Genomic DNA, 25,081 nt, shown 5'->3' with positions numbered 1-25,081 from the left:
CGAGAGGCGCTCGCCGGGGCTACGCCGCGCGGGCCTGTGCCGCGGGCCTGTGCCGTGCGGGCCTGTGCCGTGCGGGCCTGCGCCGTGCGAGCCTGCGCCGCGGGGCTACGCCGCGTCGACGGCGAGGCGGAAGCCCTTGTTGCCGCTGGCGTCCTCCGCGGCGGTCGAGGAGCGGGCGGCGACGCGGTAGCGGTTGCAGTACGAGTCGTGGCACAGGTAGGAGCCGCCGCGCATCACGCGCACGTCCCCGTCGAGGGACTGCGCCTGCCCGGTGGTCCAGCGGTCGCTGCACCATTCCCACACGTTGCCCGCCACCTCAAACAGCCCGAATCCGTTCGGCGGGAAGGACCGCACCGGCGCGGTGCCGAGATATCCGTCCTCGAGGGTGTTGCGCACGGGGAAGGCGCCCTGCCAGATGTTGCAGCGGTGCTCGCCGCCCGGTGTGAGCTCATCGCCCCAGGCGTAGCGGGCCTGGTCCAGGCCGCCGCGGGCCGCCTTCTCCCACTCCGCCTCGCGCGGCAGGCGCATCCCGCACCAGCCGGCGAAGGCCTCCGCATCGCGCAGCGACACATGCACCACCGGATGGTCGCCACGATCCGTGACCGTGGAGCCGGGCCCTTCGGGCGCATCCCAGCGCGCCCCGTCGACCGCCCGCCACCACGGGGTGCCGGGCGGCTTCGGGCTCGCCCGTCGCACCTCCCGCTCCAGCAGCGCGCCGAACACGAAGGACCAGCCGAACTCCTCGGCCTCGGTGACGTAGCCGGTCTCCGCGACGAAGGCGGCGAACTCGGCGTTGGTCACGCAGGCGGGGTCGATGCGGAAGGCGGGCACGTCCACCGGGCGCACGGGGGACTCCCCGTCGGCGCGGTTGCGGTCGGCGTCCTCGGTGCCCATCCGGAAGCTGCCCGCCTCGATCAGCACGGCGCGCTCGGCGCGGGCCCGGACCTCCTCGGCGGGTGCGGCGAAGGAGAGGTCGCGCTCCGCAGCGCCGATCCCGTCGGCCCCGCGCGCCGCCCCGGCCTCCATGCTCGCCCGACCCGCCGCGCAGCAGCTGCCCACGCTCTCTGCCATGCCCTCGCCTCCTTCGCCGGCGCGACCGCCGTACGGACCTCACGGTAATCGACCGCCACGCGGCCCCACGTGGGGCGACGCCCGCCCCGGTTGTGACCGCCGACACATGGTTGTTAGCGTGCTCGACCGTGCGCCCGATGCGGGAGCGCCGCTCCTGCGCGCACGATCCGACGACGATGACGGAGGTCCCCTCGTGAACCAGGCAGCACCCAGACGCACGGAGCAGAACGAGGACGAGGGGAGCCGGCCCGCCCGCCGCCGGGTGCTCGCCTCGCTCGGCGCCCTCCCCGCCGGAGCGGTGCTCGCCGGTGCCGGCGCCGCGCACGCCGCCCCGGGCGGCAGAGGCAAGGGCAAGGGCCGCGGCAAGGGCAGGGGGAAGGGTCGCGGCGGATTCCGTCTCGGCGTCGAGAACCTGCTCGAGGAGGAGGCGCTGGAGACGCTGCGCGATGCGCGCGTCGGCCTGATCACCAATCCCACCGGCACCGACAGCTCCCTGCGCTCCACGATCGATCTGCTGGTCGAGGCGCAGGAGCAGGGCGGCTTCACGATGACCGCGCTGTTCGGTCCCGAGCACGGGGTGCGCGGCGCGGAACCGGCCGGCGGCTCGGTCGTGGACTACATCGACGAGAAGACGGGCCTGCCCGTGCGCTCGCTGTACGGCGCCACCCAGAAGCCCACCCCGGAGATGCTCGAGGACGTCGACGTGCTGGTCTTCGACATCCAGGACATCGGCACCCGCTTCTACACCTACATCTGGACGCTGTACTACGCAATGCAAGCTGCCGGTGAGAACGACAAGCGGTTCATCGTGCTGGACCGCCCGAATCCGCTGGGCACGGACATCGAGGGCTTCGTGCTCGAGCCGGAGCTGTCCTCCTTCGTGGGGCTGCGCGAGATCCCGCAGACCCACGGCCTCACCGTCGGCGAGCTGGCGCTGCTGTTCAACGGCGAGTTCCTCGACGGCGCCACCGCTCTCGAGGTGATCGAGATGAGCGGCTACGACCCCGAGGAGCCGCTCGAGGCGGAGCTGCCATGGGTGCTGCCCTCCCCGAACATCCCCTCCGCGGAGACCGCGCTGGTGTACGCCGGCACCGGCATGATCGAGTCGCTGAACATCTCCGAGGGCCGCGGCACCACCACGCCGTTCCTGTGGTTCGGGGCCCCGTTCATCACCGAGGCCCATGTGGACACCCTGATCGCCGAGCTGGAGGCCGCGGACCTCCCGGGCGTGCTCTACCGGCCGATGTTCGCCACCCCCACCACCTCCAAGCACGCCGGCGAGTTCTGCGGCGGCCTGCAGATCCACGTCACCGACGCCCAGGAGTACGAGCCGGTGCGCACGGGCATCCATGTGCTCGCCGCGCTGCTGCGGAACGTCGAGGAGGTCGACTGGCGCGAGGGCGAGGACTGCCGCACGGAGGCCGACGAGTGCTGGGTCGACAAGCTCACCGGCACCAAGCGCACCCGCCTGATGCTCGAGGGCGGCGACAGCCCGGAGGCGATCGTCGCCGCCTGGCGCAAGGAGTCCCAGCGCTTCCGCGCCACCACCCAGCGCTACCGACGCTACTGAGCAGCAGAGCCGTCTGCGCCCGCCCCGGCTCAGTCCACGCAGCCGCGGCCCAGCGGATCCTCGATCCGGAACTGCTCGACGTGGTACGGCCAGTCCGGGCCGGTGTGCCACTGCGAGCACACCAGGTGCATCACCTCGAGGGTCGAGCCGGGCACGATGTAGAGCCCGTACAGCTGGGCGACCACGTCGTGCGCCTCGTTCCCCCACTCCCCGCCGTGCAGCAGGGTGCGGGGCCGGGCGTCCGCGAGCTGCTCGGGAGAGTCTGCGGCGAGAATGTCCGCCCGGTAGTTCCCGGCGTCGAAGTAGGTCAGTACCCAGGTGCCGTCCACGATCCGCAGGCACATCTCGCCGATCGAGCCCTCGAGCACGGTCAGCGGCTCCCCGCCCCAGCTGCCGCCGCCGCTGAAGACCTCGTAGGCGCCCGGATCGAGCAGGGACTGCGTGGGCACCCGGGAGAGGATCACGCCCTTGTCGCGCTGAAACCCGGTGGTCAGCACATAGACGTACCCGTCGGTGGGATGGGCGCACCAGGTGCACTGCTGCATGAACCCGTCGAGATGGTCGCCGGGGAACATCTCGGCGGTGCGCTCCCAGCTCTCGCCGGAATCGGCCGAGGTCCAGATCTCCGTGGAGGCGACGTTGCCGAAGCCGTGGTTGACCATCACCCACACATACATGGTGTCCCCGAGGGTGAGCACATCACCCGGCAGGATCGTGGAGACCGGGGCGTCGTCGTGCTCGTAGGGCACCAGCTGCTCGGCGGTCTCGCCGCCCACCGCCCCGGTCCAGCGGATCCCGTCGTCGAGCGGCACCTCCGGGTCCGCGTAGAGGCCGACGGGGGAGCGCCAGAACCCGCCGCCCACCACGGCCTCCTCGAAGGTGTCGCCGAAGATGAACAGGATCCGGCCGTCGGGCGTGAGGGCCGGGGCGCCGAGGTCGGTGGCCTCCATCCGGAACCGGGTGGTGATCCCTGGGCCGGTGATCGGCGCCATTCGCTCCACGCGCGGGCAGGCGTCCTCAGGGATGGGCCCGAAATCAGGCCCCTGCGAGGTGGCCTCCTCGGGGGCGGGGGAGCCTCCCGGCTCCTCAGGAGTGCAGCCGGAGGCCGTGCCGAGCACGCCGGCACCGGTGAGGGCGGCTGCGCCGCGCAGGAAACGGGAACGGGTCATCACGGGGGCCTCCTCGCCGACGTGGGTCCGCGCCCACCCTACGGGAGCCCCGGCCCGCGAGCAATCGTTTACTGGCGCGCCGGTGCCAGCGCCTCCTGCGCCCGCTGCTCGGCGGCCTCCCGCGCCAGCCGGCGACGACGGGCGTTGACCCATGCGCTGGTGAACACCAGGCCCGTCACCACCAGCACCGCGGCCATCACGCCGATCACCACCGCGAAGGTGACCTGCAGCGTGGCCAGGGACAGCAGAGCGCTCGAGGTGATGATCCCCAGCGCGTTCGCGGTGCGCAGCTGCGCGAACACCTCGGCCCGGTGCTCGGGCGCCACCAGCCGGTCCAGCACCAGCGAGTAGTAGGTGGCCAGCGGAGCGAGCACCGCCCCGACCAGCAGGGCGCCGATCACGGTGGCGGTCACCGAGCTGCCGAAGCCCACCGCGGCCACGCCGAGAGCGGTGACCGCGAGCCAGCCGAGCACCGTGCGGCGGCGCGGCACGCGGTTGCGCACGCTCACCCAGATCCCGCCGAGGATCGAGGTCACGCAGATCGCGACGGGGAACAGCACGCCCCAGGCCGCCGGCATCCCGAAGGAGACCGCCATCGAGACCGCGCCGATCTCGATCGCGGCGATCGAGGCGGCGCTGGCCCCGCCGCACACCAGCCACAGCACGATCATCGGCGTGAGCTTCAGGCGTGATCCGCGCTGCGCGGGACCGGTCGCCGTGGCGGTGGGGATGCGCGGCAGCAGGAGCATCGGGCCCATGCCCAGGATCGCCATCGCCCACGCCGCGGCCTGCGGGGAGATGCTCCCCAGCGCCGCCGCGATCACGGGGGCGGAGACGAAGGTGACCTCGTTCAGCGTCGCCGCGACACCGAGGGAGCGGGGCAGCCGGCTGGCGGGCACCAGATGGTTCAGCGCCGCGCGGAGCATGCCGTAGGCGGCGCCGTTGACCAGCCCTGCGAGCGCGGCGCCGACGACCACCAGCGGGAACGGCGCGTGCACGGCGGCGAGCACCGCGATGCCCACCAGTGCCAGGGTGCGCAGACCGATCAGCGCCCGCAGGAAGGGGATGGGGGAGAAGCGCGCACCCAGGCGCGTGATCGGCACGGCGCCCACCACCTGCGCGATCGTCATCGCGAGCATCATCGCCGCGCCGCTGGCGGCATCGCCGGTCAGCGGCAGTGCGATCAGCGAGAAGGCGATCGGTGCCGCAGCCTGCGGCACCGCGAAGGAGCCGTAGGAGACGTACCAGCGCAGCAGGGGCCCTCGCGGGGACCGGGCGACGGACTGCGGCGCGGGGGCGTGGACGGTGGTGCCGGCCATGGAGGACCTCCTTCGACGTGGGGGTGAACAGGGGCGACAGCGCCTCTGCGCAACATAATGCGCACCCTGGGCGATGTGCAATATAGTTCCCGTCACCCCATCGGAACAGGTCGAGGAGGCGCTCATGAGCGGAGGGATGCGGCCTGCGGTGGTCGAGCAGCTCGGTCACCGGATCCGCGCCGCCCGCCAGGAGCTGGACCTCTCCGTCGGCGGCCTCGCGGAGCTCAGCGAGGTCAGCCGTCGCATGCTCACCCAGATCGAGCTCGGCCAGGCGAACCCTTCCGTCGCGACGCTGGACCGCGTCGCCGCCGGGCTCGGCACCACCTTCGCCGCCCTGATGGGCGTGGGGGCCGACGGGCCGCCCGAAGGCGTGGAGGTCTGGTCCACCGACTCCGGCAGCTGGGCGGTGCTGCTGGACGCAGCGGACACCCCGGCGCTCTCCGTCGAGACCTGGAAGTGGAAGCTCCTGGGCGAGGATGTCTATGAGGGTGGCGGAGGCGTGCCGATGCCCGAGCTCATGCACCATGTGCTCGAGGGTGCGCTCGAGGTGGAGACGGCCGACGGGACGCGCCTCATCGAGGCCGGCGGCTCCGGCCGCCTCGCGACTGACGAGACCTACCGCTACCGCGCCCACGAGGGGCAGGCGGCGGTGTTCTTCTCCGTCGCGCTGCTCGCACGCCCGGTGCGCTGAAGCGTCACGACAGGGGTGCGCAGGATCGCGTATCTCGCCTACGGTGGCACGAGGGCGAGTAATCGTTCTCCGCCCACCTGATCTCGAAGAGGAGAACCGTGACCGTTCAACTGATCCCCGGCGAGAAGCGCCGCCTGCTCGACGCCTCGCCGTCGGCCCAGGAGCCCTGGTACATCAACGACCACACCCTGATCCGCGACCGGGACGGGCGCTGGCACGTGTTCGGGATCTGGCATCCCGAACCGGCCGCGCCGCTCGAGGAGACGATGTTCCTCCACGCCTCCGCCGACGATCTCGAGGGCGCGCCATGGACCGTCCACGACTCGATCCTCCACGCCCGCACCGAGCGTGGCGAGACCCATGTGTGGGCCCCGCACGTGATCCATCACGAGGATCGCTACTGGATGTTCTACGCGGGCGGCACCGCCGATCACACCGCCTACCGGATGACGCTCGCGACCAGCGAGGACCTCTTCGACTGGACGCCGCAGGAGCAGGTCCTGTTCGAGGACGGCTTCGATGCGCGTGACCCGATGGTGATCCATGACGGGCGCTGCTGGTTGATGTACTACACCCGCACCTCCGCGCCCGACGGCGGACACCACGAGGTCGCGGTGCGCACCAGCGAGGACCTGCTGACCTGGTCCGAGCCCGAGGTCGCCTACCGCTCGCGTGAGAGGGGTACCTATGGCGGGCCCACCGAGTCGCCGTTCGTGGTGCGCACCCGCGAAGGCTGGATCCTGTTCGTCTGCGAATCCACGCAGTACGACCGCACCCTGGCCTATTTCTCGACCGATCCGCGGCGCTTCGAGGACTCCGGGCAGATCGACGTGGACCTCGATGAGCACTGCGCCGAGATCGTCACCGAGGGCGGGCGCACCTGGATCACCGGAGGTGGCTGGGGCCGCGGCGGGCTCACCATCCGTGAGCTGAAGGTGCTGCCCGGCCGCTGAGGAGCGGGTGATCCCCCGAAACCCGTACGGAGAACGCCGCGGGGCGGCACACTGTCAGGCATGGATGAGCCATCGCAGCTCCGCTTCGCCTGGCGCGAGGAGATCGACGACCAGGAGCTCTCCGCGCTGCACTCCGCCGCGTTCGTCGGAGACGATGCGCTCGAGCCCTGGTCGCAGCGGCTCGAGCGGTACTCGCTGGGCTGGGTCGTGGCGCGCCGCGGCGAGTCGCTGGTGGGGTTCTGCAACGTCATCACCGACGGCGGACGCCACGCCTTCCTGCTCGACGTGATGGTCCACCCCGAGCACCAGGGCACCGGCATCGGCCGCTCCCTGGTGCTGCACGCGATCGAGGAGTGCCGCGCGCTCGAGGTGGAGTGGCTCCACGTCGACTTCGAGACGGACCTCGGCGCCTTCTACATGGCCGAGGGACTGTTCCGGCGCACCACCGCCGGGATCCTCCGGCTCTGAGCTCTCAGGCCAGGCCCCGCACCCGGAACTGCTGGGTCCAGTAGGGCCAGCCGGTCCCCGTGTTCCACTGGCTGACCAGCAGGTGGAGGTCGTCCAGGGTCGAGCCGGGCACGATGTAGCCCCCGTACAGCTGGGAGACCCCGGTCTCCGATTCCCCGCCCCACGGGGCGTTGTGCAGCACCTGGTGCCGGGTGGCGGTGTGGAGGTTCGCGGTGGGGCCGTCGTGCAGCAGCACGTCCACGGTGCCCTCGCCCGCGTTGAACCAGGACAGCACCCAGGTGCCGTCGATGATCCGCCAGCACATCTCGCCGAAGGAGCCCTCGAGCACGGGCGTGGCCGGGTTGCCCCACCCCCAGGCACCGTTCGCGAAGCCCCACGGCTCGTAGGCGGCCGGGTCGGTGATCGCACCGCCGAACACGCGATGCAGGATGATCGGCTTGTCGCGCTGGAAGCCGGTGGTCAGCACGTACACGTGGTCGTCGTCATGGTTGTAGGTCCAGGTGGCCTGCTGCATCAGGCCGCCGGCGTGGGCGCCGTCGAACATGGTGCCGCCGCGCTGCCAGCTCTCACCGGAGTCCTTCGAGGTCCAGATCTCGGTGGAGGCGACGTTGCCGAAGCCGTGGTTGACCATCACCCACAGGTACATCGTGTCCCCGAGGGTGATGACGTCGCTGGGCAGGATGGTGGAGACCGGGTTCGAATCGTGCGCGTAGGGCACCAGCTGGTGGGCGTAGTCGCCGCCCACGGCGCCGGTCCACGCGATCCCCTCGGCGAGCGGTCGCTGCGGATCCGCGTACAGGCCGACGGGCGAGCGCCAGTCGCCGTTGCCCACGCCCTGCTCCGACCAGGTGTCCCCGAAGATCGCGAGGATCCGACCGTCGGGCGTGCGCGCCGGGATGCCCAGATCCGTCGAGGTCACGCCCCAGTCGCTGGTGATGCCGGGACCGGTCACCTCGCCCATGCGGGTCACGCTCGGAGCGGCCGACGCCGGCGCCGCGAGCGGGCCCAGCTGCGTCCCCGCCATGCCCAGACCGGTGGCCGCGGCGGTGATCCCGCCCAGGCGGAGGAACGCGCCGCGGCTCAGGCCCGCGGGGGAGTGCTCGCTGCGGTGATGATCGGCCATGACGGCCTCCTGGTGAGGTAGGGAGCGGATGCTCCCTCCACCTCATCGCAGAACCGGGCTCGTCCGCATCGTCCCTTCGCACCGAATCCGACGGGACGTTCGTGCCGGTGCGGGGACGAAAGGGCGGGCCTACTTCAGCCCGGCCATCTTGATGTTCGCGATGATCTGGCGCTGGAAGATGAGGAAGATGATGATGATCGGCAGCGCGGCGCAGGCCGACCCCGCCATCAGCAGCCCCAGCTCCGAGGAGCGCTCGCCGCGGAACGCGGCGAGATACTGCTGCACCTGGTACAGCTCGGGGCTGGTGATCGTCATGACCGGCCAGACGAAGTTGTTCCAGTAGGCCATGAAGCTGGTGATCCCCACGACCACGAACGGCGCCTTCGACAGCGGCAGGAAGATCCGCAGGTACACGCCCCACCTCCCGCAGCCGTCCATCACCGCGGCCTCCTCGAGGCTCGAGGGGATGTTCAGGTAGAACTGGCGCACGAAGAAGATGTGCCCGGCCGCGGCCATGCCGGGGATGATCAGCACCGCGAGGGTGTCCAGCATCCGCAGGTTGGTGACCACGATGAAGCTGGTCAGCAGGATCGTCATGCCGGGGATGAACATGGTCATCAGCACCAGCGGCCACACGAACCTCTTGCCCGCGAACTCGAGCCGGGCGAAGGCGTAGGCCGCCATCGAGTTCACGGCGATCGAGCCGGCGGTGAACACCACCGCGCCGCCACCGGTGATCAGCAGCGTGCGCAGGAACGCGGTGTCCGCGAGGATCTGCACGTAGTTCTGCCACTGCCAGACCTCGGGGAAGAACTGGAACGGGGTGGAGACCACCTCGGTGCGGATCTTGAACCCGGAGATGATCATCCAGGCCAGCGGGAACAGCGCCAGGAACACGATCAGCAGGCTGAAGAACGCCTTGACCAGGAACCGCAGCAGTTGCATCGGATGGAGGATCCGACGCCGACGGGCGCGGCGGCGCAGCGAGGCGGCGTCCTCGGTGCCGCCCAGGGGAGTGCGGGGGCGTGGGTCCACGGCGATGGCCATCTCAGTCCACCAGCTTCTCGGAGTTGACGATGCGGAAGATGACCGAGGAGATCGAGCCCAGCACCACGAACAGCAGCAGCGCGGCGGCGATCGAGTAGCCCACGTAGGCGTCTCCGCGGAAGTGGTTGAAGATGAAGAGGTTCGGCAGCTCGGTGGCGGAGTTCGGCCCGCCGCCGGTCATCACCAGCGGCAGCTCGTACTGCTGGATCGAGCCGACGAATCCGGTCACCAGCAGGAACAGCAGCACGTTCTTCATCTGCGGGATGGTGATGAAGCGGGTGCGCTGCCACCAGTTGGCGCCCTCGAGCTCGGCCGCCTCGTAGAGGCTCTCGGGGATGTCGAGCATCGCTGCGATCATGATCAGCGTGGTGATGCCCATCCCGAGCCAGACGGCCGGCACAGCGATCGCACCGAGGGCCCAGCGCGGATCGCCGAGCCAGGCCTGGTTCGGCGCCCCGAAGAGGTTGATCAGGGCGTTGAGCAGGCCGCCGGAGTAGTCGTAGATGATCACGAAGGTGATCGAGGCGATCACGCCCGAGATCACCGAGGGGATGTAGATGCTGACCTTCAGCACCGAGGAGACCCGGCGGGAGACCGAGGTGGCCAGCGTCGCGACCAGGAAGGAGAGCACGAGGCTGAACGGCACCGTCATCAGCACGAACTGCAGGCCCCGCACCACGGCCTCCCAGAAACTGGGGTCCACGAGCACGTTGCGGAAGTTCTTCCATCCCACGAACTCGGACTCGGTGTAGAAGCTCCAGTCGTAGAAGCTCAGGAACACCGCCTGGATCGCGGGCCAGATGACGAAGATGCTCAGCAGCACGAGCACCGGCGCCAGCATGATGTACGCCATCGAGGTGTCCCGGCGGCGGCTGGGGTGCACGGTGCGCCGGCGCCCACCGGCGGTGGGAGCGTTGATGCTCATCCCTCTCCTTCCCGGTCGTCTCCGGCTCAGGCGTCCATCTCGGCACGCACCGAGGCGAGGTCCTCGCGGTCGATCACCTTCTGGATCTCGGCGTTCGCGTCGGCCAGCGCCTCGGCGGGGCTCTTCTCGCCGAGCATCCCGGCCTGGATCGCATCGCCCATCGCCATGTTCACGTCCCAGGGGTACTGGGCCTCGGGGATGCAGAAGGGGACCACGTCGTTGAACACGACGTCGGACCACGGGGCATCCGCGGCGGCGGGGTCGGAGTTGACCACCTCGGTCACCTCGTCCCGTGCGGGTGCCTTGGTGAACTGGGTGTCGACGAAGAAGGGGGTGAGCACCTCGGGTTCGCCGCCGAGCGCCCAGCTGATGAACGACGCCGCGGCCTCGGGCTCCTTCGCCTTCGCGTCCATCACCCACTTCATGTTGCCGATCGTGGAGATCGAGTGCGACATGTCGCCGTCGGACTGCACCCACGGCGCCACCCCGGTCACCGCGACCATGTCGGGGTAGTCGGCGGCGATCTCGGACATGCCCCAGGAGCCCTGCGACATCATCGCGACCTTGCCCTCGCCGAAGGCCTGGGCGGAGTTGCCGGCGCCCAGGGGCTGGCGCGGGATCCAGCCGTTGTCCTGCAGGGTCTTGTAGAAGGTGATGAGCTCCTCGTAGGCGGGGTCCTCGGCGTCCGCGGTGGCCCAGTCCTCGGAGATCGGCAGGTGGCCGGCCACATGCTGCTGCGCGGCCACGGTGGTCCACCCGAAGGTGCCGGAGTCCACGGCGGTGTTCAGGGCGAACTCGCCGTTGCCCATTACGCCGGAGAGGGCCTCGCAGGCGTCGTACATCTGCTCCCAGGACTGCGGCGGGGAGTCCGGATCCAGTCCGGCCTGCTCGAACAGGTCCCGGTTCCAGTAGAGCGTCATCTGGGGCTCGACCAGCAGCGGGAAGGCGTAGAAGGCACCCTGGTACTGGCTGACCTCCTTGGCGATGTCGGTGACGGAGCCGAGCACCTCCGCATCGAACAGATCATCCAGCGCCATCAGGGTGCCGGTGCGGGCGGCGGTGTCGAGCCGGCCGGCCTGGATGTAGATGTCGGGGGCGTTGCCCGCGGCCTGGGCGGCCTTGAGCTTCTGGTCCCAGGCGTCACCGGGGACCACCTGGTAGTTGATGAAGACGTCCTCCTGCGAGGCGTTGAAGTCCTCGACGATCTTCTCGTACCAGGCGTTCTCCGGGGTGGTGAAGACGTTGCCCCAGAACTCGACGGTGGTGCGGCCCTCGGCCGCGGGGTCGTCGGCCCGCTGTCCGGGGGTGCCGCTGCCGCATGCGGCGAGACCGGCCATTCCGGTGGTGGCGGCTGCTGCGGAGAGGAAACTCCTGCGCTTCATGATGCTTCTCCTCGTCATCGGGGATCTCGCGGTGTGTGGTGCTCGCGCAGTGGGCGTCGCTGCGCATGTCGAGCGGGAGCTCGAGGCTCGGCACGTCCGTGTGCCGCTCCTGGTAATCGATTACGCGCCAAGGTAGCCCCGGCGTGGACGGGTGTCAACGAGGTCACATCGATTCGTGGTCACGAGTCGGCCACCGCATGTCGCAGAGTGCATTGACGGGCCGCGGGCGGTTCCGTATGGTCCCAGTAATCGTTTGCCCACCGCCGCCCCGCGGCGCGAGAACGAATCGACGACGATCCGACTCCAGGGAGTGCTTCCGTGACCCGTTCTGCCTGCTCACCCCGTGCCCATTCCTCGCTCGCCAGCCTGCGAGCGGTGCAGACCCGCTCCATCAGCCCCGAGAACTTCGACGGCTCCGTCGGTGGCGGAGGCCGCGCCACCGAGGGCACCGGGGCCGAGGCGGCCCGCGACCTCGGCCAGGGCTGGAAGGTCTCCCCGAGCGTCGATGTGAAGGCGGGGGAGACCTTCACCCTCGCGGACATCGACTCCGCCGGCGTGATCACCCACATCTGGATCACCACCCACACCGATCACTGGCGCCAGCTGGTGCTGCGCGCCTACTGGGACGGTGCCGAGGAGCCCGCGGTCGAGGTGCCCTACGGCGACTTCTTCGCGAGCGGCTGGGGGAGGTTCGCCCAGGTCGACTCGCAGATGATCGCCGCGAACCCGCACGGCGGCTTCAACTCCTACTGGCCCATGCCCTTCCGCGAGGGGGCGGTGCTCACCCTCGAGAACACCTCCGATCAGGACGCGCGCGTCTACTACCAGGTGACCTACGAGCTGGGCGGCGACCACAGCGAGGACGCGTACTTCCACGCCCAGTGGCGCCGCTCGAACCCGCTGGAGGCGGCCACCCCGCACGTGCTCCTCGAGGGCGTCGAGGGACAGGGCCAGTATGTGGGCACCTACATCGCCTGGGGGGTGAACTCCAACGGCTGGTGGGGTGAGGGCGAGATCAAGTTCTACCTGGATGACGACCGCGAGTTCCCCACCATCGCGGGTACCGGCACCGAGGACTACTTCGGCGGGGCCTGGAACTTCGACGTCCCCGGCGAGGGCTACACCGCCTTCTCCACGCCGTATCTGGGGATGCCGCAGGTGATCCGGCCTGACGGGCTGTACATCTCCCAGCAGCGTTTCGGGATGTACCGCTGGCACGTGGCCGATCCGATCCACTTCACCACCGGCCTGCCGCGCGTGGACATCCAGGCGCTCGGCTGGAAGAGCGCCGGGCGCTACCTGCCGCTGCGCGATGACATCGCCTCCACCGCGATCTTCTACCTCGACCGTCCCGTCACCGTCCGGCCCGAGGCGCCGAGCTTCGAGGCGATGGAGATCCACCTGGGGGCCGGTGCCGGCCCGCACAGCCCCGCCGGCCCCGCACGCCGCTGACCACGAAGGACGCACCCATGACCACCACGTACCAGCTCCCCGCCCTCCGCGAGGAGATCCCCGCCCCGGAGAAGACCGTCTACCTCATCCCCAGCGGCGACTCGCGCGAGAGCGCGAACGTCCCCGCCTGGCCGTATCAGCAGGAGCTCGAGCGGATCGTCGGCGAGGCCGTCGGCGCGACCGGCTGGCGCGTCCAGCGCGCCTTCGAGGAGGATCCCGAGTTCGGTCACGGGTTCATCCGCTCCCAGCGGATGGGCATCGAGGTGTTCACGCAGATCCCGGCCGACGCGCCGCTGATCGTCGCGACCGCGAACTGGCAGTACAGCCATCACGTGCTGGCCGGGCTGCGCACCCACCGCGGCCCGATCCTCACGGTCGCGAACTTCGCCCCCGAATGGCCGGGCCTGGTGGGCCTGCTGAACCTCAACGGAGGGCTCACCAAGATGGACCGCGAGTACTCCTCGCTGTGGACCGTCGACGGCACCGACGCCTGGTTCCGGGACGGCATCGCCACCTGGATCGAGTCCGGCCGCCTCGAGCACGACGCGAGCCATGTGCGCCCGCTGCCCGCCCTGCCCACCACCCCCGAGGTGGAGCTGGGCCGCGCGCTCGCCGATCAGCTGAGGCAGGACAAGGCCATCATCGGGATCTTCGACGAGGGCTGCATGGGCATGTACAACGCCATCATCGACGACGAGATGCTCAACCCGCTGGGCATCTACAAGGAGCGGCTGAGCCAGTCCGCGCTGTGGGCGGAGATGCAGACCGTCACCGACCAGGAGGCCGACGCGATCGGCGCCTGGCTGCGCGAGGCGGGGATGACCTTCCGCCTGGGCACCGACGAGGCCACCGAGCTCACCGAGTCCCAGCTGCGTTGGCAGTACAAGATGTACGTCGCCGCGCTGCGGATCAGCGACGACTTCGGCCTGGACGCGGTGGGCATCCAGTACCAGCAGGGCATGAAGGACGTCGCCCCCGCCTCGGACCTCGTCGAGGGGTTGCTGAACAACGTCCAGCGCCCGCCGGTGACCAGCCGTGACGGCTCCCGCGTGCTGTGGGAGGGGCAGGCGCTGCCGAACTTCAACGAGGTGGACGAGGGTGTCGCGGTCGACGCCTTGGTCACCCACCGGGTCTGGAACGCGATGGGGATGGATCCGGCCACGACGCTGCACGACGTGCGCTGGGGCGAGGAGTACGAGGGGCAGTACGTGTGGGTGTACGAGATCTCCGGCTCGGTCCCGCCCAGCCACTTCCCGAACGGGTACGCCGACGCGGAGGGCTGGCGTCAGGGGCCGGAGTTCTTCCCGGCTGGAGGTTCCACCATCAACGGCGTCTCCAAGCCGGGCGAGATCGTGTGGTCCCGCGTGTACGTGCAGGAGGGGGCGCTGCATGTGGACATCGGCCGCGGCAGCGTGGTCGAGCTGCCCGAGGAGGAGACCCGTCGGCGCAAGGAGGCCACCAACCCCGAGTGGCCGATCGCGCATGTGGTGCTGCACGGCGTGAGCCGTGACCAGTTCATGGGCCGGCACAAGGCCAACCATGCCCAGCTCGTCTACGCTGACGACTCCGATTCCGCCGACCGGGCGCTGACCGCCAAGGCCGCGCTGTTCCACCACCTCGGGGTGAACGTGCACCTCTGCGGCGATGCGGTGATCGTCGGATCCTGACCGGAACGAGGAGCAGCCCATGGTGTCACCACGACCCACGATCATGGATGTCGCGCGCACCGCGGGCGTCTCCTCGGCGACTGTCTCCCGTGTCATCAACGGTGCCACCACCGTCGACAAGGAGCTGTCCAAGCGGGTGCAGGCGGCGGTCCGGGCCACGGGCTACGTGCCCAACGCCCTGGGCCGCTCCCTGCGCCGCGGCGGCACCTCCCAGATCGCGGTGGTCGCGCCCGATGCGGAGAACCCCTACTTCACCCAGATCATCGGCGAGGTGGAGCGGATCGCCCGCGACCAGAGCCACTCGGTGACGGTCGCGCACACCGAGGACGATCTCGCCCTCGAGCAGGACTGCTTCGCCCAGCTGGTGAGCCGGCACGTCTCCGGGGTGCTGCTGGTGCCGGTGGACAGCCTGCGCACCGACCTGAGCCCGCTGACCGATGCCGGGATCCCGGTGGTGCTGGTGGACCGCGGGATCGACGGCGCGGCCACCGACGTGGTCGCCACCGACAACCTCGATGCCGGCCGGCAGGCCGCGCGCCACCTGCACGAGCGGGGCTTCCGCGCCCCGGCCGTGATCGCCGGCCCGCAGACCCTGCGCACCACCGAGGACCGTGCGATCGGCTTCCTCGCCACCTGGCGCGAGCTCGGGGTCGAGCTCGGTGACGCCGCGCTCCAGCGCGGTGACCTGCACGTCGAATCGGGTCGCGCGCTGATGGAGCAGCTGCTGGCCGACGGCACGGCGGACTGCGTCTACGTCACCAACAACCGGATGTCCGCCGGGGCGTTCGAGGCGCTGCGCGGGATCCAGGGCGCGCCTGCCCTGCTCGCGACCGACGACGATCTGTGGACCCGCCTGGTCACCCCGTCGGTCTCCGTGGTGCATCAGGCGGTGCGCGCCACCAGCCGCGCCGCGGCCCGGATGCTCGCCCAGCGGATGGCGAACCCCGATGAGGAGCCCTCGACCACGCTGCTGCGCTCGCGCCTGATCGAACGCGAATCCACTCGCCCGAGGGGCTGACGCGCCGCGCGCGTGGGCATACGCTTGCCGCATGAGTGCATCCACCCGCCGCATCGGCTCCCTGACCGTCTCCGCACTGGGTCTCGGCGCCATGCCGCTGTCGATGGGACGGGGAGAGCCCGCCCCCCATGACCGCGCCATGGCCACCCTCCATGCCGCGCTCGACGCCGGGATCACCCTGCTCGACACCGCCGACATCTACGCCCCCAGCTGGGACACCACGGGCCACAACGAGCAGCTCGTGGGCGAGGCGCTGCGCAGCTGGGACGGGGACCGCTCGCAGGTGGTGGTCGCGACCAAGGGCGGCATCACCCGCTCCGCCGAGGGCGGGGGTCGCGACGGCTCCGCCGCCTACCTCCGCTCCGCGCTCGAGAGGTCACTGACGGCGCTGGGCATGGACTCGGTGGACCTCTACTACTGGCACCGTCCGGACCGCAGCATCCGCTATGCCGACGCGGTCGAGGCGCTGGCCGGCTTCCAGCAGGAGGGCCTGATCCGCGAGGTCGGCATCTCCAACGCGAACGTCGAGGAGATCGACGTGGCTCGCGAGGTGCTCGGCGAGGGCGGCCTGGCTGCGGTGCAGAACGAGTTCTCGCCGACGTTCTTCCACACCAGCCGCCGCGAGCTCGAGCACTGCGGCGAGCACGGCATCGCCTTCGTTCCCTGGTCGCCGCTGGGCGGCACCGGCGGCGGGGCGGCCGCGGTGGGGGAGCGGTTCCCGCAGATCCAGCGGATCGCCGAGGCGCATGCGGTCAGCCCCCAGCAGGTGGTGCTGGCCTGGGAGCTGGCGCTGGGCGAGCACGTGATCCCGATCCCGGGTGCGAGCCGCCCCGAGTCGATCACCGACTCCGCGCAGGCGATGTCGCTCCAGCTCAGCGACGTGGACCTGGCCGAGCTGAACCAGATCATCCTCTGATCCGGGCCCGGGAAACCCGGTTGCCGCCCGCCTTGTGCGGGCGTAGCGTGACCGGGTCCGTGACGGCAGAGGGAGTCAGCATGCGCATCGCGCCTGCAGGGAGCGGGGCGGCCCACGTGGCCTGCTCGGTCTGATCTCGGCGCGCCCGCACGCCACCACGACCTTCCGCTCTCCCGTGAGGACCCTCATGATCACCCTGACCGAAGACCTGATCCGCACCTCCTTCATCAACGCGAGCAAGGGCGCGGCCCAGCGCGCCCAGCTCCCCGAGCTCGATGCCATCGACTTCGAGCAGCTCGACCTGCTGGGCTGGCAGGACCCCAAGCGCCCCACACAGCACTACGTGAGCCTCGAGGTCGACGGCCACGTGCGCACCCTGCTGCTGCGCGGCGCCGAGCGTCCTCCGGCGAAGAAGCTGCTTTGCTCGTGGTGCGAGGACATCGTGGACGGCAATCAGGCCGCGCTCTTCGTGGCACCCCTGGCCGGGGAGTCCGGCCGGCGCGGCAACACCGTCGGCACCGCGATCTGCGCCGATCTGCGCTGCTCGCGCAACGTGCGCCGCGCACCGAGCTCCTACGAGCTGCGCTCGGAGGATCCCGCCCTGCTCGAGTACCACCAGCAGCAGAAGATCGCCGGCCTGCAGGAGCGCTCTGCGCGCTTCGTGCGCACCGTCATGGCAGGCTGACCACGGCGTCCGCCCGTTCGCGGGTCGCCGCGACCAGGCGGGCGTTGTGCTCGTCCGGCCCGAGCGCCCACTCGCGCGCCGCCTCCGGCGGCTTGCCGAAGCGCTCGTGCCGGGCGATCAGCCGTTCGTGGCGCACCTGCTCGGGGACCTCGACGAACCAGCGCGCATCGAGCATCGCGCCCACCTGCGCGAACGGCCCCTGATCGAGCAGCAGGTAGTTGCCCTCGGTGATCACCAGAGGCACCTCGGCGCCCACCTCGATCGCGCCCGCCAGGGGCTGCTCGAGCTCCCGCTCGAACATCGGCGCCCACACGGGCGGATCCTGCGGCATCGCGGTGCGCAGCCGCTGCAGCAGCGTGGCATAGCCCGCCGCGTCGAAGGTGTCCGGGGCGCCCTTCCGCTCCGCCCGGCCCAGCCGCGCGAGCGCGACATCGGCGAGATGGAACCCATCCATCGGCACCACGACGCAGCTGCCCGCCGGCAGCTGCTCCGCCAGCAGCGCCGTGAGCGTCGACTTGCCCGCTCCGGGCGCCCCGGCGATCCCCAGCAGCCGCCGCCCGCCGGAGCGCAGCGCGTCGTCCAGCAGCACCCGCGCGGCATCGATCGCCTGGGCGGCGCTCAGCTCATCCATGCAGGGTCACCTCGAGGACCTCCCCGCGCAGCGGCAGGTGCATCAGGATCCGATCCGGTGCCCGCCCCGCCGCGGCCAGGGCCTGCGCATAGGTCGCCATCTGCCCGAGGTAGTGACGCCGCACGTGCCCCACCGGGTCATCGCCGGGATAGGACTTGTGGTCCACCAGCACGATCTCGCCGGAGGGCAGGCGGAGCAGGGTGTCGATCCAGCCCTCCATCACCTGTTCCTCCTCGTTCCACCAGGTGATCGGCTGCTCGGTGAGCTGCTCGGCGCCGGGGAACTCCTTGGTGAGGAACCGTGACCAGGCCCGTCCCGCCGCATGCAGCACCTCGGCGTCGACGGTGCGGGTCACCGCCCAGCGCTCGAGCAGACGCTGCGCGGCGCTGTCCTTCTGCGCCTGCGTCAGCTGCTCGAGCGGCAGGGCGAGGTAGGCGTGGAGCGCCTCGCCCACCCGCTCCCACTGCGGCCCGCCGCCGCGCACGAGCACCTCGCCGATGCTGCGCGGCGCACCCACCTGCGCGAGCGAGTCGTCGGAGCCGACGCCCGACGCCTGAAACCGCGCCGTAGCACGATTTCCCGCCTCGCCCTCCGGGCGCAGCGGCACATCCGTCGCCGCCAGGGGATCCGCCCCGACCGGCAGGCGCTCCACCGCCTCCTCCACCAGATCGTCCACGTTCACGCGGGTCACCGTCGCCGGCAACGGCTCCTCGGTGCCGTGCACAGTGAGGCCGGTGTCCGTCCAGCGCACCAGCTGCGTGCCCTCGACGAGGGTGTCGAGCACGGTCGCGGCACCGGGCACGGCGAGCACGCCGGTACGGGCGGCGCGAGTGAGGGCCACGTAGTGCAACCGCCCGGACTCCTCCGCCTCCGCCTCGCGCCGACGGGTCGCGAAGTCCGAGGCGGCGAGTTGCTCGCTCACCTCTGCGGGCGCGGCGACCTGGGGCCAGAAGCGCAGTCTGCGCCCGGCCAGCGGCGCGGTGACGTCGAGCGCGCCGGGGGAGAGGACGAGCACGCCGCTGGAGTGGTCGCGCTCCTTCGGGGGCGCGCCGAGGTAGGTGACCACGTGCTCCCATTCCAGGCCCTTGGCACCGTGGACGGTGCCCACCCACACCGCCTCGGGCAGCGCGGAGAGGTCCGGCCCCTCCTCCCAGGCGTCGAGCTCGGCGCGCAGGCCGGTGAGCGTGATGGGGGAGCCCTCGGCGCGGCGCCGCTCGGTGGTCTCCCGCGCCATCGCCCGCAGTGCATCGAGGGTACGGCGGCGCGAGGCCTGCCCGCTCCAGCGCTTGATCCGCTGCGGCAGGTCGAGGGCGTCGATCAACGCGCTCATCATCTCCACCGGGGTGAATCCGATGCAGGCCCGGCGCACCTCGCGCAGACCGCTCAGCGCGGGATCCTCCCACCAGGCAGAGAAGACGGCCCGGCGGGCGTCGCGGTCCGGCGCGGCCATGAGCTGGGCGAACCAGTCCTCGTGGGCGCCGTGGTCGCCGAGCAGCGTGACCAGCTCGGTGAGGGCGAGGGTGTCCGAGCCGTCGAGGGTGACCGCGAGCGCGGCCCGCACCATCTGCGCCTCGCGGGTGGCGAGCAGCGGATGGGCGGCGCCGGCGGTGGGCACGCCCCGCTCCTGCAGCGCGGCGACCACCGCCTCGCGCTGTGCATTGCTGCGCACCAGCACGGCGGTGTCCCCGGGGGCGAAGGCACCCTCCTCGATCCGGTGACGGATCTGCTCGGCGATCATCGAGGCGTGCTTGTGCGCGGAGACCGCGCGGCGATCGTGCTTGGTCGCCTCCCACACCTCGAGCGCGCCCCCGCCCGCGCGCTCGCGGCGCGGCGCGGGGATCGCCAGACGCACTCGCTCGGCCCCTGCCCCGTCGGGCGCGAACACCGGGGTGAACACGGCGTTGGAGAAGTCGACCAGCAGCTTCTGCGAGCGCCAGGACTCCGACAGGTTCCTCACCTCGCCCGTGCCGAACACGGTGCCGCCGCCCTCGAGCGCGGCGATGATGTCCTGCATCAGACGGGGGTCGGCGTCGCGGAAGCCGTAGATCGCCTGCTTCGGATCGCCCACCCAGATCTTCTCCTCGATGAGCTGGGAGAGCTCGAGGAAGAGGGCGAGCTGGACGGGGGAGGTGTCCTGGAACTCGTCCACCGCGAGCAGCCGGAAGCGGGAGGCGATCGACTCGCGCACCCGCGGGGAGTCCTGCAGCAGGCGCAGCGCCCGCACCTCCTGGTCGATGAAGTCGATCAGCCCCAGCTCGCGCTTGTACGTCTCGTACGCCTCGAGGGACTCGGCGGCGACCTCGAGGATCAGCCGGATCAGGTCCTGCAGATCCTGCTGCCACGCGGGATTCTCGGCGAAGGTCTCGGAGATCTGGAGCGAGAGCGGCTCGAGCGCCTTCTTCGCGGGCGCGCCGTAGCTGCCGCCTCCGGCGAGCCGCAGCCAGCTCGACCACGGGGTGCGCTCCCGATCGCGCAGGCTCCGCTCCATCCGGCGCAGCGCCTCGAGATCGCGCCGCGCCCTGTCCACGCTGCGCGCCGCGATGGTGCCCGCCGCGAGCTCCGCCTCGAAGTCCGCGATCCTCACGCCGAGCTCGTGCAGCCAGCGCCCGCGCTGGTCCTCGCCCGGTGCCGGCAGCTGCGCCGCGGCCCGGAACTCCTCCCATGACGTCTCGGCGGCGGCGCGCAGGTCCTCGGCGCCCAGCAGGTTCGTGCGGGCGGCGTCGGCGACGTCCTTGACCCGCGCGCGCCAGGCCTGCGTGCGCACGTAGCCGGTGTCGCGCTCGTCGCCGTCGTGCTCGGTGCGGGCGAGCATCGCGCCCCAGCGCACCCCGGCCGCGGCGGCGGTGCGGTCGATCGCCGCGGCGAACGCGGCCTTCTGCGTGGTCTCGTCGAGCACCCGCACCTGCGGGGAGATCCCTGCATCGAGCGCGTACTCGGTCACCAGTCGCCCCGCGACGGAGTTGACGGTGCTGATCAGGGCGCTGTCGATGCCGCGCGCCGCCTCGACTTGCTGGCGGTCCAGCAGCGTCGAGCGCACCCGCTGGGAGAGTTCGTCGGCCGCTTTGACGGTGAAGGTGGTGGCGATGACCTCGGAGGGGTCGAGCCCGGCGGCCAGGCGCTCGGCCAGCAGCCGGGTGAGGGTGTACGTCTTGCCGGAGCCGGCGGAGGCGTTGATCAGGGTGAAGCTCATGATGCATCGCCTCTCAGGCCGCACAGCAGGGAGAAATCACAGAAGTCGCAGCGGGCGTCGACCACGATCCCGCCCTCGGCCCGCGCGACCTCCTGCGCGGCGGCGTAGGTCTTCTTCGCCTCGGTGCGCGGGGTGCTCAGGCTCTGCCCGGCATCGCGCAGGATCTGCCCGGAGCGGGCGGAGACGGTGCCCTCGCCGATCGCGTCGAGCGCCTCGGTCACGCCGGCCACGGTGGTGGACCAGGCCTCCTCGATGTCGAGGGTGGGCCGGCCGTGCGGGTCCAGCGCCGGGTTCGCGGAGACGAACTCGCCCTGCTTGAGCAGGAAGTAGCCGACGTCCGCGTCCGGGGCATCGAGCGACCAGGCGTAGGAGGCCAGCTGCAGCGCCTCTCCGGCATCGAACAGCTCGGGATACTTCTTCGCCGCCGAGGTCCACTTCAGGTCGATCACGGTGGGCCGGCCCGCGGCATCCTCGGCGAGCACGTCTCGGTAGCCCATGAACGGCACCTCGACGTCGCCTCGCGCCAGGTGCAGCCGCAGCGGCTCCTCGAAGCGGGACTCGACCGAGGTGATCACCAGGCCCGCCGCGGCCAGCCGGCCGAAGAACTCCTCGAGGGAGCGCACGGCCGTCTCGCGCATCGTGGTCAGCTCGACCTCGCGCCCGGGCAGCAGCAGCTCCGAGGCGAGCTGCGGGACCAGGCGGTCCAGCATCTCGGCGATCTCCTCGGCCGCCGGCGCCCCGCCCTGCTTCTGCCGGGCGGTGACCAGCTCCTCGACCACGGCGTGCACGAGGGTGCCGATCATCTGGTTGCCGGTGGGCACGCTCGCGACCGACGCCGGCCGGATCCCGAGCCCCGTGCGGTAGGTCCACTTCTGGCGGCAGCCCAGCAGGTTCTCCGCCTGCGAGTAGCTCAGCGCCCGCGGCAGCAGATGCGGCGCGGGCGCGGCGTGCCGGGTGAGGTCCTCGCGCGGCCCCGTCGGCGCCTCGAGCGCGGGCACGTGCAGCGCCCGACGCGATCCCGCGAGCTCCCACGCCCCGGCGCCGACGGCGCTGCGCGGATCCACCCGGTGGCTCTCGAGCACCGCGGCGACGTCCTCGCCGGGCTGTGCGCGCTCGGCCGCGAGGTGCGCGAGCAGCGAGTGCGGGGCGGTGGCCTTCTCCCTGCGGGTGCGGGTGCGGACCACGATCACGCGGCCCGCGCCGCGCAGCGCCCGTAGCCCGGCGTCGGTCTCGAGGGCCGCGAGCGCCGCGGGGTCCGGCACCCGTGCGCCGAGCGCGGTGAGCGCCTCGACCTCGTTCGCGTCCCAGGTGACGCCGGTGCGGGCGTCCTGCCGGTCCGCGCCCCACCACAGCACGTCCCCGCCGTCGGCCCGCAGCTGGGCGGGCCGGGTGCAGGAGGTGCGCTTGCCGCTCGCCTCGGGGCGGGCGAAGGGGGAGGCGGCTCGCCCGCCGGAGGCCTCGAGCACCTGGGAGAGCTCGCGCTCGTCGAGCACGTGATCGTCTCCGAGGGTGTCGAGCACCTCGAGGAAGGTCTGCAGATGGGTGCTCGCGCGCAGCAGCTCGGGATCCCCCTGGCCGAGGGCGCGCAGGCGCTGCCCGAGCCAGGCCGTCGCCGCGCGCAGCCGCGCCGGGGTGAGCTGCTCGGGGCGAAGCGGCGCGGTGACCAGATCGGAGACGGCCCGGGCCACCTCGTAGGCGTCGGGATCTCCCGCGAACTCCTCGAGCACCGCCCGCCACGCCGCACCTCCCGTGCCGGGCTCCGCCGCGAGCGCGTCGAGGAAGCGGCGGCGCACCCGCGAGGGCACCAGCCCGATCGGCTCCCGATCCGAGTCCGGGGCGTCCAGCACCCGGAGATCCAGGAACGCGCCGAGCTGCTGCACATCCACCGGCGCCACCGCGATCGAGAGGTACAGCGGCAGGATCTGCAGGCTCGTGCGATCCGCCGAGGACTCCGCCACGCCGAGGGCCGGCAGGCCGCGGCGACGCAGCTCCTGGTCCAGCAGGATCGTGTCCTCCGTGGCGAGCACATGCACGGCTCGTCCCTCGCGCCCGGCGAGGAAGCGCGCCGCGGCCTCCGCCGCAGTCCACTCGTCCTCCGCCTCGAGCAGCACCAGCTCGGGCCGCCCCGTCGGCCGCTCCGCCGCCGCAGAGACCTCGACCCCGCCCTCACCCAGCAGCGCCAGCAGCCGCGGCCAGGATCCCGGCAGGGACTCGGGCGCCTCATGGCACAGCAGGCGCTCGATGCCGAGCGGCCAGGGCGACTCCTGCAGCAGCGCCACCAGCTCCTGAAGATCATCCGCCGCGCCGGGGGAGAGGTCCGCGACCTGCTCGATCGCGCACAGCGCCTCCACCCGCGCCGGCAGCCCCTCGCGCGGCTGCAGCCCGGCCCCGGCCACCACCGCGGCATCCCGCCAGCTGAGCATGGTCGCCGCCGTCGCCCAGGGATCCACGGCGAAGGACTCCCTCGGCCACGGATGATCCGCCGCCGCGAGCGCGCGGCCGTACTGCGCGATCCGCACGGCGGGGTCCACCGACGGACGGGTCAGCGCGAGGCGGCTCTGCAGCAGCTGGACCAGACCGCGCGGCCCCAGCCGCACCGAACCGGTCGTCCCCGTCCCGTCGGCCCAGGCGGCACCATCGAGGGACCAGCCGAACTCGATCAGCATGCGGGGGCTCCTCCATCGCAGGTCGTGTGCGGTCCCACCTTAGGGGACGGGGCCGACGTCTCAGCGGTTGAAGGGATCGTCCGGGCGCACGCCCCAGCTGAAGCCGCGCTCGTAGAGCACCATCGCGGAGTCATTGGGCGCGAGCACGAGGTCCTGGCCGCCCCCGGTGGCGTGCAGGGTGCCGTCCTCGCGTTCGACGATGCTGAGGGTCAGCTCGGTGGGCTCGGAGTCGATGTACTCCTGGGCCGTGGTCCCCGGATCCCTTAGCGGACGCAGCGAGAGCTCGACCGTGCCCTCCCCGGTGCGCTCGTAGCGGCCGTGCAGCAGCTCGCCGTCAGCGCGCCGGAGCTGGACCGAGGCGAGACCCCCGTACTCGACCTCGCCGAAGGCGATCGCGCTCCAGCGGGTGTCCTCGCTCAGCTGCGCAGCCGGCGCGGCGGCGTCCTCCTGCACCGTCCACACCCCGGCAGGGGTGGTCTCGTCGGTGCTGCGCTCCGGGTACATCCCGCTCACACCCCAGCCGATCAGCCCCACCAGCGCGAGCGCCGCGATGGGTCCGAGAACGTTCGTGACCCTCGCCAGCGGGCGCCAGGGGATGAGCACGGGCACCGGCCCGGGCCGGATCTCCCCGTGACCGAGCAGCGCCCGGGACAGGCGCGGCATCCAGGGGATCAGCACCAGCACCGACATGATCAGCAGCGCCAGGGAGATCTGCTTGACGGGCACGTCGTAGCCGAGGTTCAGCACGAAGACCAGGGCCATCGACGCCCCGGCGAGCACCGCGCCGAGCGGGATCGTGCGCCGCCACAGCAGTGCGAGCGCCGCCCCGAGCTCCGCGAGGCCGCCCAGGAACTGGAACAGCGGGGAGAGGGCGACCATCCGCCACAGCACCCCCATCGGGCTCATCTCGCCCTGGGCGATGAGCGCGTCGCCCATGTCGGTGACGCCGAACTGGCCGAAGACGAGCTTGGCGACCCCGTAGTAGACCATCGCCACCGCGAGCAGCAGGCGCACGATGCCGTGTGCCCACCACACCAGGGTCACCCCCGCGGTGCGGGCCAGCTGCTTCTCGACGGTGTAGTCGGGGGAGGGCGCGCTCTCGTTCATGCCTCCTATCCCATCGCACGGGGCAGCCCCG

General features: G+C 71.5%; 20 protein-coding genes. 9 read left to right on the top strand and 11 right to left on the bottom strand.

Annotation, left to right across the window (positions count from 1 at the left end; translation table 11 throughout):
• Positions 1 to 105 precede the first annotated feature (105 nt).
• Positions 106 to 1,071, bottom strand: coding sequence for a formylglycine-generating enzyme family protein (locus tag BN4251_RS09145; protein WP_170931904.1), 966 nt, complete (start codon positions 1,069 to 1,071; stop codon positions 106 to 108).
• Positions 1,072 to 1,264: 193 nt separating this feature from the next.
• On the opposite strand from BN4251_RS09145, the gene BN4251_RS09140 reads away from it, so the two are divergent.
• On the top strand, positions 1,265 to 2,641 hold the full coding sequence (locus BN4251_RS09140; protein ID WP_245810277.1) for an exo-beta-N-acetylmuramidase NamZ family protein: 1,377 nt from the start codon (positions 1,265 to 1,267) through the stop codon (positions 2,639 to 2,641).
• Between the two features lie 29 nt (positions 2,642 to 2,670).
• On the opposite strand, the gene BN4251_RS09135 is transcribed toward BN4251_RS09140, so the two are convergent.
• Together BN4251_RS09135 and BN4251_RS09130 are read right to left on the bottom strand one after the other, a co-directional pair.
• Positions 2,671 to 3,810 carry a glycoside hydrolase family 183 protein gene (locus BN4251_RS09135; protein WP_087484783.1) on the bottom strand — a complete coding sequence of 380 codons (1,140 nt, stop codon included), beginning with the start codon at positions 3,808 to 3,810 and terminating at the stop codon, positions 2,671 to 2,673.
• Positions 3,811 to 3,878: 68 nt separating this feature from the next.
• Positions 3,879 to 5,129, bottom strand: a complete 1,251-nt coding sequence (locus BN4251_RS09130; RefSeq protein ID WP_087484782.1) for an MFS transporter — start codon at positions 5,127 to 5,129, stop codon at positions 3,879 to 3,881.
• Positions 5,130 to 5,253: 124 nt separating this feature from the next.
• Between BN4251_RS09130 and BN4251_RS09125 the strand changes: the two genes are divergently transcribed.
• From BN4251_RS09125 to BN4251_RS09115, 3 genes are all read left to right on the top strand, one after another.
• Positions 5,254 to 5,820, top strand: a complete 567-nt coding sequence (locus tag BN4251_RS09125) for a helix-turn-helix domain-containing protein (RefSeq protein ID WP_087484781.1) — start codon at positions 5,254 to 5,256, stop codon at positions 5,818 to 5,820.
• Positions 5,821 to 5,918: 98 nt separating this feature from the next.
• Entirely contained in the window at positions 5,919 to 6,773 is an 855-nt protein-coding gene (locus BN4251_RS09120) for a family 43 glycosylhydrolase (RefSeq protein WP_170931903.1), read from the top strand.
• Positions 6,774 to 6,833: 60 nt separating this feature from the next.
• Positions 6,834 to 7,241 carry a GNAT family N-acetyltransferase gene (locus BN4251_RS09115; RefSeq protein WP_087484779.1) on the top strand — a complete coding sequence of 136 codons (408 nt, stop codon included), beginning with the start codon at positions 6,834 to 6,836 and terminating at the stop codon, positions 7,239 to 7,241.
• A gap of 4 nt (positions 7,242 to 7,245) precedes the next feature.
• Here the strand turns inward: BN4251_RS09115 and BN4251_RS09110 are convergent, their stop codons facing one another.
• The 4 genes from BN4251_RS09110 to BN4251_RS09095 all read right to left on the bottom strand — a co-directional run bounded on the left by BN4251_RS09110 (position 7,246) and on the right by BN4251_RS09095 (position 11,718).
• Positions 7,246 to 8,364 (bottom strand): glycoside hydrolase family 183 protein, encoded by a 1,119-nt coding sequence (locus BN4251_RS09110; protein ID WP_087484778.1) that lies wholly within the window; start codon positions 8,362 to 8,364, stop codon positions 7,246 to 7,248.
• 129 nt (positions 8,365 to 8,493) lie between these two features.
• The gene (locus BN4251_RS09105) at positions 8,494 to 9,411 is read right to left on the bottom strand and encodes a carbohydrate ABC transporter permease (RefSeq protein WP_245810276.1); all 918 of its coding nucleotides are present in this window, start codon (positions 9,409 to 9,411) and stop codon (positions 8,494 to 8,496) included.
• Position 9,412: 1 nt separating this feature from the next.
• On the bottom strand, positions 9,413 to 10,336 hold the full coding sequence (locus BN4251_RS09100; RefSeq protein ID WP_087484777.1) for a carbohydrate ABC transporter permease: 924 nt from the start codon (positions 10,334 to 10,336) through the stop codon (positions 9,413 to 9,415).
• A 26-nt stretch (positions 10,337 to 10,362) separates the two neighbouring features.
• Entirely contained in the window at positions 10,363 to 11,718 is a 1,356-nt protein-coding gene (locus BN4251_RS09095; RefSeq protein WP_170931902.1) for an extracellular solute-binding protein, read from the bottom strand.
• A 375-nt stretch (positions 11,719 to 12,093) separates the two neighbouring features.
• Between BN4251_RS09095 and BN4251_RS09090 the strand changes: the two genes are divergently transcribed.
• From BN4251_RS09090 to BN4251_RS09070, 5 genes are all read left to right on the top strand, one after another.
• The gene (locus BN4251_RS09090) at positions 12,094 to 13,170 is read left to right on the top strand and encodes a glycoside hydrolase family 172 protein (protein ID WP_245810275.1); all 1,077 of its coding nucleotides are present in this window, start codon (positions 12,094 to 12,096) and stop codon (positions 13,168 to 13,170) included.
• A 17-nt stretch (positions 13,171 to 13,187) separates the two neighbouring features.
• A complete protein-coding gene (locus BN4251_RS09085; RefSeq protein ID WP_087484774.1) occupies positions 13,188 to 14,837 on the top strand; it encodes a fucose isomerase in 1,650 nt (549 codons plus the stop codon).
• A 19-nt stretch (positions 14,838 to 14,856) separates the two neighbouring features.
• On the top strand, positions 14,857 to 15,855 hold the full coding sequence (locus BN4251_RS09080) for a LacI family DNA-binding transcriptional regulator (protein WP_087484773.1): 999 nt from the start codon (positions 14,857 to 14,859) through the stop codon (positions 15,853 to 15,855).
• Positions 15,856 to 15,886: 31 nt separating this feature from the next.
• Entirely contained in the window at positions 15,887 to 16,771 is an 885-nt protein-coding gene (locus tag BN4251_RS09075) for an aldo/keto reductase (protein ID WP_087484772.1), read from the top strand.
• Between the two features lie 187 nt (positions 16,772 to 16,958).
• Positions 16,959 to 17,456 (top strand): FBP domain-containing protein, encoded by a 498-nt coding sequence (locus BN4251_RS09070; RefSeq protein WP_087484771.1) that lies wholly within the window; start codon positions 16,959 to 16,961, stop codon positions 17,454 to 17,456.
• Here the strand turns inward: BN4251_RS09070 and BN4251_RS09065 are convergent.
• The 4 genes from BN4251_RS09065 to BN4251_RS09050 are packed head-to-tail and all read right to left on the bottom strand — an operon-like array spanning position 17,443 to position 25,050.
• Entirely contained in the window at positions 17,443 to 18,087 is a 645-nt protein-coding gene (locus BN4251_RS09065; RefSeq protein WP_087484770.1) for a nucleoside/nucleotide kinase family protein, read from the bottom strand. The genes BN4251_RS09070 and BN4251_RS09065 overlap by 14 nt on opposite strands.
• Positions 18,080 to 21,277 carry a UvrD-helicase domain-containing protein gene (locus BN4251_RS09060; RefSeq protein WP_087484769.1) on the bottom strand — a complete coding sequence of 1,066 codons (3,198 nt, stop codon included), beginning with the start codon at positions 21,275 to 21,277 and terminating at the stop codon, positions 18,080 to 18,082. The genes BN4251_RS09065 and BN4251_RS09060 overlap by 8 nt, the downstream gene beginning before the upstream one ends.
• Entirely contained in the window at positions 21,274 to 23,943 is a 2,670-nt protein-coding gene (locus BN4251_RS09055; protein WP_087484768.1) for a PD-(D/E)XK nuclease family protein, read from the bottom strand. The genes BN4251_RS09060 and BN4251_RS09055 overlap by 4 nt, the downstream gene beginning before the upstream one ends.
• A gap of 60 nt (positions 23,944 to 24,003) precedes the next feature.
• Complete coding sequence (locus BN4251_RS09050) at positions 24,004 to 25,050, bottom strand: hypothetical protein (protein WP_087484767.1); 1,047 nt, start codon at positions 25,048 to 25,050, stop codon at positions 24,004 to 24,006.
• Between the last annotated feature and the right edge of the window lie 31 nt (positions 25,051 to 25,081).

The organism is Brachybacterium massiliense, assembly GCF_900184245.1.
Classification (GTDB): domain Bacteria; phylum Actinomycetota; class Actinomycetes; order Actinomycetales; family Dermabacteraceae; genus Brachybacterium; species Brachybacterium massiliense.
Note: the sequence above shows the minus strand (reverse complement) of the source record. Positions and strands in the feature narration are given on the sequence as shown.

Coding starts and splice junctions, on each gene's coding strand:
- BN4251_RS09060 (WP_087484769.1), bottom strand. CDS start 21,277: ATGAGCTTCACCCTGATCAACGCCTCCGCCGGCTCCGGCAAGACGTAC.
- BN4251_RS09075 (WP_087484772.1), top strand. CDS start 15,887: ATGAGTGCATCCACCCGCCGCATCGGCTCCCTGACCGTCTCCGCACTG.
- BN4251_RS09100 (WP_087484777.1), bottom strand. CDS start 10,336: ATGAGCATCAACGCTCCCACCGCCGGTGGGCGCCGGCGCACCGTGCAC.
- BN4251_RS09085 (WP_087484774.1), top strand. CDS start 13,188: ATGACCACCACGTACCAGCTCCCCGCCCTCCGCGAGGAGATCCCCGCC.
- BN4251_RS09130 (WP_087484782.1), bottom strand. CDS start 5,129: ATGGCCGGCACCACCGTCCACGCCCCCGCGCCGCAGTCCGTCGCCCGG.
- BN4251_RS09080 (WP_087484773.1), top strand. CDS start 14,857: ATGGTGTCACCACGACCCACGATCATGGATGTCGCGCGCACCGCGGGC.
- BN4251_RS09070 (WP_087484771.1), top strand. CDS start 16,959: ATGATCACCCTGACCGAAGACCTGATCCGCACCTCCTTCATCAACGCG.
- BN4251_RS09110 (WP_087484778.1), bottom strand. CDS start 8,364: ATGGCCGATCATCACCGCAGCGAGCACTCCCCCGCGGGCCTGAGCCGC.
- BN4251_RS09145 (WP_170931904.1), bottom strand. CDS start 1,071: ATGGCAGAGAGCGTGGGCAGCTGCTGCGCGGCGGGTCGGGCGAGCATG.
- BN4251_RS09050 (WP_087484767.1), bottom strand. CDS start 25,050: ATGAACGAGAGCGCGCCCTCCCCCGACTACACCGTCGAGAAGCAGCTG.
- BN4251_RS09125 (WP_087484781.1), top strand. CDS start 5,254: ATGAGCGGAGGGATGCGGCCTGCGGTGGTCGAGCAGCTCGGTCACCGG.
- BN4251_RS09115 (WP_087484779.1), top strand. CDS start 6,834: ATGGATGAGCCATCGCAGCTCCGCTTCGCCTGGCGCGAGGAGATCGAC.
- BN4251_RS09105 (WP_245810276.1), bottom strand. CDS start 9,411: ATGGCCATCGCCGTGGACCCACGCCCCCGCACTCCCCTGGGCGGCACC.
- BN4251_RS09055 (WP_087484768.1), bottom strand. CDS start 23,943: ATGCTGATCGAGTTCGGCTGGTCCCTCGATGGTGCCGCCTGGGCCGAC.
- BN4251_RS09065 (WP_087484770.1), bottom strand. CDS start 18,087: ATGGATGAGCTGAGCGCCGCCCAGGCGATCGATGCCGCGCGGGTGCTG.
- BN4251_RS09095 (WP_170931902.1), bottom strand. CDS start 11,718: ATGAAGCGCAGGAGTTTCCTCTCCGCAGCAGCCGCCACCACCGGAATG.
- BN4251_RS09135 (WP_087484783.1), bottom strand. CDS start 3,810: ATGACCCGTTCCCGTTTCCTGCGCGGCGCAGCCGCCCTCACCGGTGCC.